At 64.6% G+C, this 13276-nt stretch carries 11 protein-coding genes; 8 read left to right on the top strand and 3 right to left on the bottom strand.

The features are described 5' to 3' along the window. Nucleotides 1-187: 187 nt before the first annotated feature. From cysD to AC0L3J_RS14190, 3 genes are all read left to right on the top strand, one after another. Nucleotides 188-982: a sulfate adenylyltransferase subunit CysD gene (gene cysD, locus AC0L3J_RS14200; RefSeq protein ID WP_035974680.1), complete on the top strand. Its 795-nt coding sequence runs from the start codon at nucleotides 188-190 to the stop codon at nucleotides 980-982. Nucleotides 983-1001: 19 nt separating this feature from the next. After that, nucleotides 1002-2918 (top strand): adenylyl-sulfate kinase, encoded by a 1917-nt coding sequence (cysC, locus tag AC0L3J_RS14195; RefSeq protein ID WP_473347395.1) that lies wholly within the window; start codon nucleotides 1002-1004, stop codon nucleotides 2916-2918. A gap of 294 nt (nucleotides 2919-3212) precedes the next feature. Further along, complete coding sequence (locus AC0L3J_RS14190; RefSeq protein WP_473347394.1) at nucleotides 3213-5378, top strand: malate synthase G; 2166 nt, start codon at nucleotides 3213-3215, stop codon at nucleotides 5376-5378. 67 nt (nucleotides 5379-5445) lie between these two features. On the opposite strand, the gene AC0L3J_RS14185 is transcribed toward AC0L3J_RS14190, so the two are convergent. After that, on the bottom strand, nucleotides 5446-5601 hold the full coding sequence (locus AC0L3J_RS14185) for a Thivi_2564 family membrane protein (RefSeq protein ID WP_007599832.1): 156 nt from the start codon (nucleotides 5599-5601) through the stop codon (nucleotides 5446-5448). 271 nt (nucleotides 5602-5872) lie between these two features. Between AC0L3J_RS14185 and AC0L3J_RS14180 the strand changes: the two genes are divergently transcribed. Continuing rightward, nucleotides 5873-7966: a methyl-accepting chemotaxis protein gene (locus AC0L3J_RS14180; protein WP_473347393.1), complete on the top strand. Its 2094-nt coding sequence runs from the start codon at nucleotides 5873-5875 to the stop codon at nucleotides 7964-7966. 159 nt (nucleotides 7967-8125) lie between these two features. Here the strand turns inward: AC0L3J_RS14180 and AC0L3J_RS14175 are convergent, their stop codons facing one another. Beyond that, entirely contained in the window at nucleotides 8126-8779 is a 654-nt protein-coding gene (locus AC0L3J_RS14175; RefSeq protein ID WP_473347392.1) for a DUF2865 domain-containing protein, read from the bottom strand. 17 nt (nucleotides 8780-8796) lie between these two features. Continuing rightward, on the bottom strand, nucleotides 8797-9615 hold the full coding sequence (locus AC0L3J_RS14170) for a L,D-transpeptidase (protein WP_473347391.1): 819 nt from the start codon (nucleotides 9613-9615) through the stop codon (nucleotides 8797-8799). 209 nt (nucleotides 9616-9824) lie between these two features. On the opposite strand from AC0L3J_RS14170, the gene AC0L3J_RS14165 reads away from it, so the two are divergent. From AC0L3J_RS14165 to AC0L3J_RS14150, 4 genes are all read left to right on the top strand, one after another. Continuing rightward, nucleotides 9825-10937 carry an AI-2E family transporter gene (locus tag AC0L3J_RS14165; RefSeq protein WP_473347390.1) on the top strand — a complete coding sequence of 371 codons (1113 nt, stop codon included), beginning with the start codon at nucleotides 9825-9827 and terminating at the stop codon, nucleotides 10935-10937. Nucleotides 10938-11015: 78 nt separating this feature from the next. Next, a complete protein-coding gene (locus tag AC0L3J_RS14160) occupies nucleotides 11016-11387 on the top strand; it encodes an ElaB/YgaM/YqjD family protein (protein WP_027570222.1) in 372 nt (123 codons plus the stop codon). Nucleotides 11388-11463: 76 nt separating this feature from the next. Then, the gene (locus tag AC0L3J_RS14155) at nucleotides 11464-11919 is read left to right on the top strand and encodes a hypothetical protein (RefSeq protein ID WP_473347389.1); all 456 of its coding nucleotides are present in this window, start codon (nucleotides 11464-11466) and stop codon (nucleotides 11917-11919) included. Nucleotides 11920-12107: 188 nt separating this feature from the next. After that, complete coding sequence (locus tag AC0L3J_RS14150; protein ID WP_473347388.1) at nucleotides 12108-13250, top strand: OpgC domain-containing protein; 1143 nt, start codon at nucleotides 12108-12110, stop codon at nucleotides 13248-13250. The last annotated feature ends 26 nt before the right edge of the window (nucleotides 13251-13276 follow it).

Genomic DNA, 13276 nt, shown 5'->3' with positions numbered 1-13276 from the left:
TTTTCGAGCGCGCAAAGAGAAAATTTTTTCTTCTCTCTCGCACCGCAACTATAGAATTTTCGCCTCCAAACGCAAAGTGGCAGAGATGCATCTTCTCAAGGACAATTCCACTGCTGGCGGGCTGAGCAGCCCCGCTCTCGCCGAGCGCGTGCCCGCGCAAGAATTTTCTGCCGACCTTGCCCCGAGCATGGACCATCTCGACCAGCTTGAGGCCCAGAGCATCTACATCTTCCGCGAAGCCTTCGGCCGCCTCAAGAAGATCGCCCTGCTGTGGTCGCTCGGCAAGGACTCCAACGTCATGATCTGGCTGGCGCGCAAGGCGTTCTTCGGCCGTCTGCCGTTCCCGGCCCTCCATGTCGACACCGGCAAGAAGTTTCCGGAGATGTATCGCTTCCGCGATCACTACGGCAAGGAATGGGATCTCGATCTGCGCGTCGAGCCCTGCCCGCCGATTGATGCCGTCGACCCAACGCTGCCGCCCGCCGCCCGTTCCGCCGCGCGCAAGACCGAGGGCCTCAAGATGGCACTCGGCAAATACGGTTTTGACGGCCTGATTGCCGGCATCCGCCGCGACGAGGAGGCGACGCGCGCCAAGGAGCGCGTGTTCTCGCCGCGCGGCCTGGAGGGCAATTGGGACGTGCGCGACCAGCCGCCGGAGTTCTGGGATCATTTCAATGCGTCGCCGCCGCAAGGCGCGCATTTGCGCATCCATCCGATCCTGCATTGGACCGAGTCCGATATCTGGGCCTACACCAAGCGCGAGAACATCCCGATCATCCCGTTGTATCTGTCTCAAAACGGCAAGCGCTATCGCTCGCTGGGCGATCAGGACATCACCAATCCGGTCGCCTCAAACGCGTCGACCATCGACGAGATCCTGATCGAGCTCGAGCAGACCAAGGTGCCGGAACGGTCCGGCCGCGCGCTCGACCACGAGACCGAGGACGCTTTCGAGCGCCTGCGCGTCGCCGGCTATCTCTGATCAAGGACGCGAGCGTCGTATGAACATGATCGTCACCCCCGCATCGCCCGCCACCCCGAACGGCACGACGCGACCGCAGGTCCGCATCGTCATCGTCGGCCATGTCGACCACGGCAAGTCGACGCTGGTCGGCCGCCTGCTGCACGAGACCGGCAGCCTGCCCGACGGCAAGCTCGACATGCTCAAGGCCGTCAGCGCGCGGCGCGGCATGCCGTTCGAATGGTCGTTCCTGCTCGACGCGCTCCAGACCGAGCGCGACCAGGGCATTACCATCGACACCACGCAGATCCGCTTCCGCACTAATTCACGCGACATCGTGCTGATCGACGCACCCGGCCACGCCGAATTCCTGCGCAACATGATCACCGGCGCTTCGCAGGCCGACGGCGCGGTGCTGATCATCGACGCGCTCGAAGGCGTGCGCGATCAGACAAGGCGGCACGGCTATCTCCTGCATCTGCTCGGCGTGAAGCAGGTCGCGGTCGTCGTCAACAAGATGGACCGCGTCGACTTCTCCGCCGAGCGCTTCAAGGAGATCAGCGACGAGATCTCGGCGCATCTGCAGAGCCTTGGCGTGAAGCCCACGGCCGTGATTCCGATTTCCGCCCGCGACGGCGACGGCGTCGCCGAGCGCACCGACCGCATCGGCTGGTACAAGGGTCCGACCGTGGTCGAAGCCCTCGACAGGCTCGAGCCGGCGCGGCCGCTGGAAGCGCTGGCGCTGCGCCTGCCGGTGCAGGCGATCTACAAGTTCGACGACCGCCGCATCGTCGCGGGCCGGATCGAATCCGGCAGCCTGGTTGCCGGCGACGAAATCGTGATCATGCCCGCCGGCAAGATCGCCAGGATCAAGACGGTCGAGAGCTGGCCGGTGACGCCGGTCGCGGGCCGCCAGGGTGCAGGCCGCTCGGTCGGCATCACGCTCGACCGCGAGCTGTTCCTCGAACGCGGCGATATCATCGCGCATGCCAACAGGGCGCCGCGCGAGACGCGACGGCTGCGCGCGCGGATCTTCTGGCTGCACGACAAGCCGCTGGCCAAGGGCGACCAGCTCCTGGTTCGCTGCGGACCGAAGGAAAGCCGCGCCACCGTCGTCGCGATCGAGAAGGCGGTTGATCCGGGCGAGCTGTCGAGCGTCGAGAACAAGGCGATCGGGCGCAACCATGTCGGCGAGATCGACATTTCCCTTTCGAATCCGATTGCCACCGATCCCTACACGGAAAATCCCCGCACCGGCCGTCTCGTGATCGAGGTGTCCGGGCGCATCGCCGGCGGCGGCCTCGTGCTGTCGGTCGACGCCGGCCAGCGCGCAGTGCCCGTCGACATCGTGCCGGTGGAATCCGCGCTGCGGCCCGACGAGCGCTCCGCGCGCTATCGTCACAACGGCGCCGTGGTCTGGCTCACCGGCCTTCCCGCCTCCGGCAAGTCGACTCTCGCAAAAGCGCTGGAGCGGCGGCTGTTCAGCAATGGCGGCTCGCCGATCCTGCTCGACGGCGACACGCTGCGCGCCGGACTCAACAGCGATCTCGGCTTCTCGGCCGCCGATCGCAGCGAGAACATCCGCCGCCTCGCCGAAGTCGCGACGCATCTCGCCCGTAACGGCCACATCGCCATTGTCGCCGCCGTCTCGCCCGCCCGCGAGGACCGAGCCACCGCGCGCCGCATCGCCGACACCTCGTTCCGCGAGATTCACGTGGCGACGCCGGCGGAAATTTGCGAGGAGCGCGACCCCAAGGGCCACTACAAGAAGGCGCGCGCCGGCACGCTCGCGTCGTTCACCGGTATCGGTAACGACTACGAGACGCCGCAAGCCGCTGAGCTCGTGATCGACACCTCGACGCGGACGGTCGCCGAGGCGGCGGACGAGATCGAACAGATGCTCAAGACGACCGGCGTGCTGTTCGACGAACTCGTGGACCTCGCCGCGAATATTTGAAGGCGGGCTGCTGCCCCGCTGTCGTCGCCCGGCTTGACCGGGCGACCCAGTATTCCACCGACAGCAGTGATTCAGCCGAGAGGCCGCGGCGTACTGGATTCCCCGCCTTCGCGGGGAATGACACCGTGCGGGAGCCGCCCACCTCGCCTTGACATTTTGACAACTTTTGGGGGCCTTCTCACGGCCCCGATTTTGGGGCTAATAAGACCCTGAAAGCCGCCCCTTATGGGCGCATTTTGCTGCTGTCGGGTCAAAAGCAGCCAAAAACAGCCATTTCCAACGAGAAAGCCCATCATGAAACGCGTCGACGCCCACGGATTGAAGATTGCTCCCGTCCTGTTCGATTTCATCGCCAAGGAAGCGGCCCCGAAGACAGGGATTGCGCCGGATGCGTTCTGGGCCGGGCTTGCCGCCATCATCAAGGAGCTGGGACCGAAGAACCGCGCGCTGCTGGCGGTGCGCGACACGTTGCAGGCCAAGATCGACGACTGGCACCGCGCCAACAAGGGCAAGGCGTTCGACCTCAACGCCTATACCGCATTCCTGAAGGAGATCGGCTATCTCGTCCCGGAGCCGGCGACGCAGAAGGTCGAGACGACCAATGTGGACGAGGAGATCGGCACGATCTGCGGCCCGCAGCTGGTCGTGCCCCTGACCAATGCACGCTATGCGCTGAACGCGGCGAATGCGCGCTGGGGCTCGCTCTATGACGCCTTCTACGGCACCGACGCGATCCCGCACGAGCCGTCCGAGAGCGGCAAGGGCTACAACAAGGCGCGCGGCGACAAGGTCATCGCCAAGGCAAAAGCGTTCCTCGATGCCGCCGTGCCGCTGGCGACCGGCAGTCACACCGACGTCACCGCCTATAGCGTGGTCGCGGGCCAGCTCGCGGTGAAGCTGAAGAGCGGCAACGCCACCGCGCTGAAGAACGCCGCGCAATTCGCGGGCTTCCAGGGCGACGCAGCCGCACCGAGCGCGGTGCTGCTCGCCAACAACGGCCTGCATGTCGAGGTGAAGATCGACCGCACCAGCGCGATCGGCAAGGACGATCCGGCCGGCGTCGCGGACATGGTCATGGAATCCGCGGTCTCAACCATTCTCGACATGGAAGACTCGGTCGCGGCCGTCGATGCCGAAGACAAGGTGCTGGTCTATCGCAACACGCTGGGCCTGATGAACGGCACGCTGTCGGCCGATTTCGAGAAGGGCGGCAAGACGCTGACGCGCTCGCTCAATGCCGACCGCAGCTACAAGACGCCTGACGGCAAGGGCGAGGTCAAGCTGCACGGCCGCAGCCTGCTCCTGATGCGCAATTGCGGTCACCACATGTTCACCGACGCGGTGCTGGACGACAAGGGCGAGGAGATTCCGGAAGGCTTGCTCGACGCCGCCGTCTCCGGGCTTCTCGCCGTACACGACTTGAAAGGCAACTCCAAGGTCAAGAACAGCCGCACCGGCTCGGCCTATATCGTCAAGCCGAAGATGCACGGACCCGACGAGGTATCGCTGACCTGCGAGATCTTCGACCGCGTCGAGAAGATGCTGTCGCTGCCCGAGAACACGCTCAAGGTCGGTATCATGGACGAGGAGCGGCGCACCACCGTCAACCTCAAGGCCTGCATCCAGCGCGCCTCCAAGCGCATCATGTTCATCAACACCGGCTTCCTCGACCGTACCGGCGACGAGATCCACACCTCGATGGAAGCGGGTCCGATGATCCGCAAGAACGAGATGAAGGCGCAGCCCTGGATCAAGTCCTATGAGGACTGGAACGTCGACATGGGCCTGACCTGTGGCCTGCCCGGCCATGCCCAGATCGGCAAGGGCATGTGGGCCGCGCCCGACAAGATGGCGGACATGCTTGCCCAGAAGCTCGCCCATCCGCAGGCCGGCGCCACCACCGCCTGGGTGCCCTCGCCCACGGCGGCGACGCTGCACGCGCTGCACTACCACCAGGTCAACGTCACCGCGCGCCAGCAGGAACTCACCAAGGGCGGCCCGCGGGCAAAGCTCGAAGACATCCTCACCATCCCGGTGTCGAAATCGAACTGGGCACCCGACGACGTCAAGCAGGAGATCGACAACAACTGCCAGGGCATTCTGGGCTATGTCGTGCGCTGGATCGACCAGGGAGTCGGCTGCTCCAAGGTGCCTGACATCCACGACGTCGGCCTGATGGAAGACCGTGCCACCTTGCGCATCTCCAGCCAGCACCTCGCCAACTGGCTGCACCAGGGCGTCATCACCGAGGCGCAGGTGATGGAATCGCTCAAGCGCATGGCGGTCGTCGTCGACAAGCAGAATGCGGGCGATCCCGTCTACAAGCCGATGGCACCCAACTTCGACGGCACGGCCTTCAAGGCGGCTAGCGACCTCATCTTCAAGGGCCGCGAGCAGCCGAACGGCTACACCGAATACATCCTCACCGCCCGCCGCCGCGAGGCCAAAGCGGCGGGGTAGGCCCGAATAAGCGAGCACCAGAAGCCCCGGCTCGCGCCGGGGCTTTTTTGTTGGAGCAGTAGCGCGGCTAGAACACTGCCAGATATTTCAGCAGCGACACGATCCCGATGATGATGACGACAACGCGCGCGATTTGCTTGGCGCGGCCGTCCATCGGCAGCATGTTGATGAGGTAAAGTACGAGAATGACGACGAGAAAGGTGACGAGGACGCCGACCAACATTGCTAGGACCCCCATTAGGCCAGTTGCTGACGCTTCTTAACGCACAACTCTCGCGCCGGTTCCATCGAGGCAACCCTCTGCAACTTCTAGTAATTCCGTACTTCTACCGTCAGCCGGCCTGCCTAAAACTTTACCCTTTTCCTTTCAGATGCAGTCACCGTTGGGCCCTGAGCCACAAACGGCATGCGATTGCCTGGTCTTGCGTGCGCCCAGTTTTCCGATGTTGCCGGGGCGACTTCACGCACTTTGTAATGGGAATTGGGGGACTTCGATGCTGAATCGTCTGACCGTATCCGCGCTGCTGAAGGCGGTGATCGCGATCACATCGATCTGCGTGGTGATCGCACTCTCGCTCACCGCCTACGAGTCCTGGGATCGCCTGAAGACCGCCAATCGCATCTCGCAGATCGCCGACACGTCCGCCGATCTGTTCAAGGCGATGCACAACCTGCGCACCGACCGCTCGACCACGGTCCGCCTCCTGAACGCGACCGAGCCGATGGACGGCGAGATCGAGAAATATTTGCGCGCCCTGCGCGATGCGCAGATGCCCGCGATGGCGCGCGCGCTCGAGCTGCTGCCGACCATCGACTTTCCGCAATCGGGTACGCTGGTACCGGAGCTCGCGCGCCTCTACAAGCTGCTGATCGAGGAGCAGAAGCAGTTCTGGGAGGATGTGGCCAAGCCAAAGGACCAGCGCCGCGCCAGCCTGCCCAAGGAATACATGGAGACGACGCAGGGCCTGCTCGACACGCTCGACAAGCTCTCGAACACGCTGGCCGCCACCGTCAATCACCTGGACGCCGCGATCGACCAGCTCCTGTCGATCAAGCAGAACGCCTGGCTGCTCCGCAATACCGCAGGCGAGGCGTCGCTGATCGTCTCGACCGGGCTTGCCGCCGGCAAGATCACGCCGGAGGGCCGCTACGCCTATACCCAACATGTCGGCGGCACGAGCGCGATGTGGAAGGCGCTGGAGTTGTCGACCTCCGGCATGCAATTGCCGGCGGGGCTCGCCTCCGCGATGGCCTCCGCCAAGACCTCCTATTTCGAGCCGCAATATCTGGCCTTGCGCGACCGTCTCGCGGACGCGCTGGTCAAGGGTGAGAAGCCCGAGATGACGGCGAACCAATGGAGCCCGCTCACGGTCGGCCGCATGGCGAGCGCGGTCGCAGTGGCAGAAGGTGCGCTCGATGCCGCCAAGATCCACACGCAGGAGCAGCGCGGCGCCGCAGAACGCGCACTGTTCGTGCAGCTTACGCTACTGGCGCTCGCCGTGGGGCTTGCCGTCGGCGCGATCATGCTGGTCAGCCGCCGCGTCATCACTCCGCTCAACACCATCCGGGACGCCATGCTGAAGGTCGCCGGTGGCGACCTTGCCGTCGACAGCGGCTATCTCGATCGCAACGACGAGATCGGCGCGCTTGCCGGCGCGCTGGAGACCTTCAAGCAGCAGGCCAACGAGAAGCTCACGATCGAGGCGCAGGAGCGCGAACGCAATGCGGGCGCCTCCGCGCGCCAGCGCGCGGTCGAGACCTATGTCGGCGAGTTCGAGGGCGCGGTGCGCAAGACGCTCGGCGAGTTGAGCGAGGCCTCCGGCGAGATGCGCAAGACCTCGGGCGATCTCTCCGCGGTGTCGCGGCAGACCAACGACCGCGTGCAAATCGCGGGCAAGGCCTCCAATGACGCCTCCATGAGCGTCGACAGCGTCGCCGCCGCCGCGGAAGAGCTCAGCGCCTCGATCAACGACATCAGCCAGCAGGCCGCGCATGCCGCAGGCATCGCCAGCCGCGCCGTGACCCAGGCGCGCGACACCGACGGCACGGTCCAGGGACTTCAGAAGTCGGCCGGCCGCATCGGCGAGGTCGTCGGCCTGATCAACACCATTGCGCAACAGACCAATTTGCTCGCGCTCAACGCCACGATCGAGGCGGCCCGGGCCGGCGAAGCCGGGCGCGGCTTTGCCGTGGTCGCCTCCGAGGTGAAGTCGCTGGCGAGCCAGACGGCCAAGGCGACCGAGGAGATCTCCGAGCAGATCGCCGACATCCAGAAGGTCGCGGGCGATGCCATCAGCGCGATCCAGACCATCGGCGGCATCATCGGCGAAGTGAACGAGGTCGCGACCGCAATCGCCGCCGCCGTGCAGGAGCAGGGGGCGGCCACGCAAGAGATCACCCGCAGCACTCAGTTTGCCGCGCAGGGCACCAAGAACGTCTCGGACAACATCACCGGCGTCAAATCCGATGCGGACGCTGCTGCGGCAGCCGCCGACAACGTAAAGCACGCCTCCGAGATGCTGGAGAGCCAGAGCCGCCAGCTCGGCCATGAGGTCAGCGACTTCCTCGGCAAGATCCGCGCGGCGTAGGGTAGGTATCTAGAGCCACACATGCCGGTGTGGTCCTGGTGAAAGCCAGGACCCATAGCCACCGCACTCTGCAAGGGGCAGGCTGGTGGTCAGCGGTGTGGGGGCAACATCGGCATTTGGGGTAATCGGTCCTGGCTTTCGCCAGGACGACGTTGAGCGCTACTCCTTCGCCACTACCGGCACTTGTCGGAATCTTGCGCGCACCGAATCCGGCAATGGGGAGAAATTCATCGCGACGCCGCGGCGGTCGTTGGCATTGCGGCTGGCGACCACCAGACCGTCGGCGCCCGCGACGATGTCGCCCTTGCGCAAGGTGGGATCGTCGTCGACTTTGACCTGGGCGAGCCCGACCGGATCCTTGCCGTTGCAGGTGCAGCCTGCCACGATCTCGTTGCGGTACCGGAAGGCGTTGGGCAGGTCGGAATAGGATTTCCCCTTGTCCGTGGTCGCGTCCTCGATGTTGCCGCCATAGACCAGTGAGGTCTCCGACGCCGGGCAGAAGCTCTTGCAGGATTGCGCCTTGCTCTCGGAATCATTTCCCTGCGCCGGGAAATAACGTCCGTCGCAGCCGCGCACGCAATAGGCCGTGCCGCCGCCATAGGAGGCCCGCTGGCGCGGCGTGTCGTAGCGCGGAGCGTCATCGGTCTGGAACGGCATGCGGATCTCGGGCGCCGCCCGCCCGCGGAAGCCGCCGAATAGCGCCGAGAAAAAGTCCTCCGCATGGGCCGATGGCGTCAGCGCGAGGCCGAAGGAGGCAACGGCGACCAATGCCGCCGCGCCCCCGGCGAGTCTCCCGATCGAACGTCTCTTCATGTGACCTCACTCGACCCTTAGTTCACGGCCGAATTCGAAATGTTCAGCGCCTGACGGCCCGAGGGCAGCGCCGTCACGGCCGGACGCTTGCGCACGGAATCCCCGCCTTTGGCCATCAGCGGCGCGTTCTTCGGCAGCACAACGACCTTGGCACCGACATTGACGCGGCCGAACAGGTCGGTGACGTCCTCGTTGGTCATGCGGATGCAGCCAGACGAAACGAACTTGCCGATCGTGGTGGGATCGTTGGTGCCATGGATGCGGTATTCGCTCGATCCGAGATACATCGCACGCGCGCCGAGCGGATTGCCGGGGCCGCCAGCGACGAAGCGAGGCAGATAGGGTTGGCGCGCGATCATCTCAGCCGGCGGATGCCAGTCCGGCCACTCCGCCTTCCGGCTGACGCTCTGCACGCCCGACCAGGTGAAACCTTCGCGCCCGACGCCGACGCCATAACGAATGGCGCGCCCCTGGCCGAGCACGTAATAGAGATACGTATTGTTGGTATCGATGACGATGGTACCGGCCGGCTCGCTGCGGTCGAAGCTGACAATCTGCTTGCGCAGGCGATCGGGCAGCGCGGCATCCTCGTCGGAGGCCTGCGCGTTCGGGCTTGCATAGCCTTGGTTCGCATAGCCTTGGTTTGCATAGCCTTGGTTTGCATAACCCTGCGAATAGCCTTGGTCCTGCGGGTAAGCCTGATCCTGCGGATAGGTGTAGCCCAGCGTCTGTGCGCTTGCGGCGCCGAACGGCACTGCCAGCAAGGCGGTTGCGAAGGCGAACGCGGTGATGCGGCGCGGCGATAAGCGGCGTCGGACTGCAGAGAACTTTGTCATGTGCTGCCCCGTTGGATGCCCGCATCTGGGTGATGCGCTGGTTCGATCAACGCGGCCGAGCCGATACAAGTTCCGTGGAGCGATGCAGCAGCGACGTCACAGTCAAGCGAGCGTCTCTTCACGAAGCCGCGATGGAACCCGCAGGGCGCTTGGACGTTCTCCTCTCGTCATGGGCGCGCGGACCGAAGCCTCCGTGCCGGAGAGGTATTGTGCGCGTCCTTCCCAGTGAACGTATGACTTCCGGCAACGGCGAAGGCACTCCACTTCCTGAGAGCCACGGCGAGCTCCCGCCGGTGATCCGCCGCACCGAGCTCGTCGCCTTCTCGCTCGCCGGACTGCTCCTCATCGCCATCGTCGCGGTACTCTATGTCGGCAAGGCGTTCTTCCTGCCGGTCGTGATGGCGTTCGTCACCGGCACGATGCTTTCGCCGGCGGCGACCTTCCTTGAGAAGCAGAAAGTGCCGCGCGGGCTCGCCGCCGCCTTGATCGTGCTCGCGGTGACCGCCGTGGTCGGCTTTATCGTCGCGCTGATCGCCTCGCCAGCGATGGAATGGAGCTCGCGCCTGCCCGAACTCGGCGCGCAGTTGAAAGACAAGGTCCACGTGTTCGACCGGCCGCTGGCGCTGTGGCGAGAGCTGCAGATGATGCTCGGCGGCTCGGAGGGATTGCCAAGCTTCCAGATGCCGAAATTCGATTGGGTGCAGCCGACGATCGAATTCCTGTCACCGACGTTTACCGAATTCCTGCTGTTCTTCGTCACCCTGATCCTGTTCATCGCCAGCTGGCGGGACCTGCGACGGGCGATGATCATGACCTTCAGCGATCATGAGGCACGGCTGCGCACGCTACGCATCCTCAACGAGATCGAGGTCCATCTCGGCAACTACCTCTTGACCGTGACCCTCATCAATGTCGGCGTCGGCGTCGCCGCCGGCATCGTCTGCGCCCTCACCGGAATGCCCAATCCGGCTGGCCTCGGCGCGCTCGCGGCCACCCTCAATTTCATTCCGATCATCGGACCGGTGGCCATGTTCGCCATTCTGGTCGTGGTGGGACTGGTCACCTTTCCGACCGTCAGCGGCGGCCTGATGGCGGCGCTCGCCTTTGGCGGCATCACCTTCCTGGAGGGACATTTCGTCACGCCGACCATCATCGGCCGACGGCTGGCGCTCAATGCGCTCGCGGTGCTGCTGGCGCTGGCGTTCTGGACCTGGCTGTGGGGCCCGATGGGCGCGTTCCTGTCGTCGCCGCTGCTGATCGTCGCCCTGATCCTGAAGGAGCATCTGTTGCCGCAGGATTCGCCGCAGCTCCCGCAGGACTGACCGGTTTCCGTGAACGGAACTTACGCGACGACGAAACGTTTCCCGGCTGTCTCAACCGTCAACAGCTCGGAGCCCCAGATGTCCGCCACCAATGCCGAAGCCGGGATGAGAGACTGGACCGACAAAGCCACCCGAGAACGCCTCGAGAAGGATGTAGCAGCCGTGAAAAGCGATATCGCCGCCCTCACCGATCAGATCACCGACGCGCTCAATACTTTTGCCAACTCCTCCAGCAAGCAAGCCCGCCGCGGCTATAGCCAGGCGCGCGAAAACGTGGATTCCGCGATCGACGACATGTCGGAGCGCGGCAGCGCGATGATGGGCGCGGCACAGGAGGCCTACGGCTCGATCGAGGAGACGCTGGAGGACGCGATCACGCAGCGGCCGCTCGCGACCGTCGGGCTCGCGCTCGGCATCGGCTTCCTGATCGGCGCGGTCTGGCGTCGCTGAGATCGCGAACGGGTATTAAGACGGTGGCGCAGCGGCGCCGCCGGTGCCGGCTTGTGGGGATCTGAGGAGCAAGGCCATGTTTCAGCGCATCATCGACGGGATCAGCGCATCCACCGGCACCACTGTGCGGCTGACCTCGCTGGCAGCAGGCGCGGCGTTCGCACTCTTCATCACCACGTGCTTCCTGTGCGCAGCGGCGTTCATTTCGGTGCTCAACAAATATGGTCCGGTGCAGGCCTGCCTCGCCGGTGCAGGCATCTTCTTTCTGCTGACTCTGACCGCAGCGGTGAGCTATTGGGTCTACAAACGGCAGCTGCGCAAGCAAGCTCATATCGCAGCCGAGCGCGCCACGAAGTCGGCGGCCTCAAGCATGCTCGCGGACCCGATGCTGCTCGCCACCGGACTCCAGATCGTTCGCGCCATCGGGATCAAGCGGCTGTTGCCGATCCTGGCGATCGGCGGCGTCGCCCTCGGAATCATGGCGAGCCGCGCAAGCGTACCCGACGAGGCATCGGCCGAACCTGCCGAGTAGCAGCTAGCGGGCGTTAGAAAATTTCGTCATAGGTCCCGCAAGCGCATCTTTCGGAATTCGACACCCGCAGGCGCCCCGCCAAATTTGCGTCGCCCAACGCGAATGTCCCTACTCACGCAAACGCTACTCGGATAGGCAGGCGGTTGCCGCTAAAAGCAGCGCCCCTGATTCCAAAAGTCATTTTTTCGATGAAACCGTCTGTCCAGGCGAACCTCGCCGCATTCCATCACGACCCCCGGCTCTATTTGACGCTCGGCATCGCCAACTGGTCGGTTTTCGTCGACCACATCCCGAACAACGTGGTCAATTTGCTGACGCTGCGTAATTTCGGCTTCAGTGGCGCCGCAGACTTGTTCGTGTTCGTGGTGGGCTATGGGGTCGCGATCATTCACGGCAGGATCGCACTGGAGCGCGGCTATGTCGTCGCGGCGACGCGCATCTTTCGCCGCGTCTGGCGGCTGTATGCCGCCTATGTCGTGCTGTTCGTGATCTATATCGACACCATCGCCTATGTCGCCTCGCAATCCAAGGCGCCCGAGATCATCCACGAATACAACATATCGGGAATTCTCGAGCACCCGCTGCGCATCCTGGTGCGTGGCCTCGTGCTCCAGGAGGAGCCGCTGAATCTCGATCTGTTACAGCTGATGATCCCGCTGATGGCCTTCTTTCCGTTCGCGCTGTGGGGGCTGTTGCGGCGGCCGAACCTGACGCTGGCTGCATCGGTCGCGCTGTACGTCGCCGCGCGCTGGTTCGAATGGAATTTCCGGGTCTATCCGGACCAGGAGTGGACCTTCAACCCATACTGCTGGCAGATGCTGATGGTGCTGGGCGCCTGGTTCGCCGTGACCGGTGCGTCGAGCCGCGCGCTGCATGGCCTGCCCTGGCTACGCGTGCTTGCGGGCGCCTATCTCGTATCCGCGATGGCGATCACGCTGATGCGCCACTCGCCGGCGCTTGCCGCCTACTTGCCGAACATCGTGCTCGACAACATCACGCCGACCGACAATGAAAACCTCGCGCCCTATCGCGTGGTCCACTTCCTCGCGCTCGCTTTCCTCGCGACACATCTCGTGCCGGCCGATCATCCCGGGCTGCAATGGAGATCGCTACGGGCGGTCATCCGATGCGGCGAGGAATGGCTCGCGGTGTTCTGCGTCGGCGTGTTCCTGTCCTTCGCCGGCCATCTCATCCTGATCACCGGTGCCAATCTGGTGGTGATGCAGATCGCCGTGAGTCTGGCCGGCTTCGCGGCGATGGCCGCGGTCGCATACTACATCGCCTGGTCGAAGCGGCAGGACCTGCCGGCAGCCTTGCGGCAACAGGCCTAGCCCGGCACCTTCCGATTCCGCTAGGC

Source organism: Bradyrhizobium sp. Kon37 (genome assembly GCF_055807535.1).
The sequence above is the reverse complement of the archived record's forward strand: the minus strand, read 5'-3'. Positions and strand labels throughout refer to the sequence as shown.

Excerpts from the sequence above, each read along its gene's own strand:
- AC0L3J_RS14180 (WP_473347393.1), top strand. The coding sequence starts at position 5,873 with ATGCTGAATCGTCTGACCGTATCCGCGCTGCTGAAGGCGGTGATCGCG.
- AC0L3J_RS14160 (WP_027570222.1), top strand. The coding sequence starts at position 11,016 with ATGTCCGCCACCAATGCCGAAGCCGGGATGAGAGACTGGACCGACAAA.
- AC0L3J_RS14150 (WP_473347388.1), top strand. The coding sequence starts at position 12,108 with ATGAAACCGTCTGTCCAGGCGAACCTCGCCGCATTCCATCACGACCCC.
- AC0L3J_RS14185 (WP_007599832.1), bottom strand. The coding sequence starts at position 5,601 with ATGTTGGTCGGCGTCCTCGTCACCTTTCTCGTCGTCATTCTCGTACTT.
- AC0L3J_RS14170 (WP_473347391.1), bottom strand. The coding sequence starts at position 9,615 with ATGACAAAGTTCTCTGCAGTCCGACGCCGCTTATCGCCGCGCCGCATC.
- AC0L3J_RS14190 (WP_473347394.1), top strand. The coding sequence starts at position 3,213 with ATGAAACGCGTCGACGCCCACGGATTGAAGATTGCTCCCGTCCTGTTC.
- cysD (WP_035974680.1), top strand. The coding sequence starts at position 188 with ATGGACCATCTCGACCAGCTTGAGGCCCAGAGCATCTACATCTTCCGC.
- AC0L3J_RS14175 (WP_473347392.1), bottom strand. The coding sequence starts at position 8,779 with ATGAAGAGACGTTCGATCGGGAGACTCGCCGGGGGCGCGGCGGCATTG.
- AC0L3J_RS14155 (WP_473347389.1), top strand. The coding sequence starts at position 11,464 with ATGTTTCAGCGCATCATCGACGGGATCAGCGCATCCACCGGCACCACT.
- cysC (WP_473347395.1), top strand. The coding sequence starts at position 1,002 with ATGAACATGATCGTCACCCCCGCATCGCCCGCCACCCCGAACGGCACG.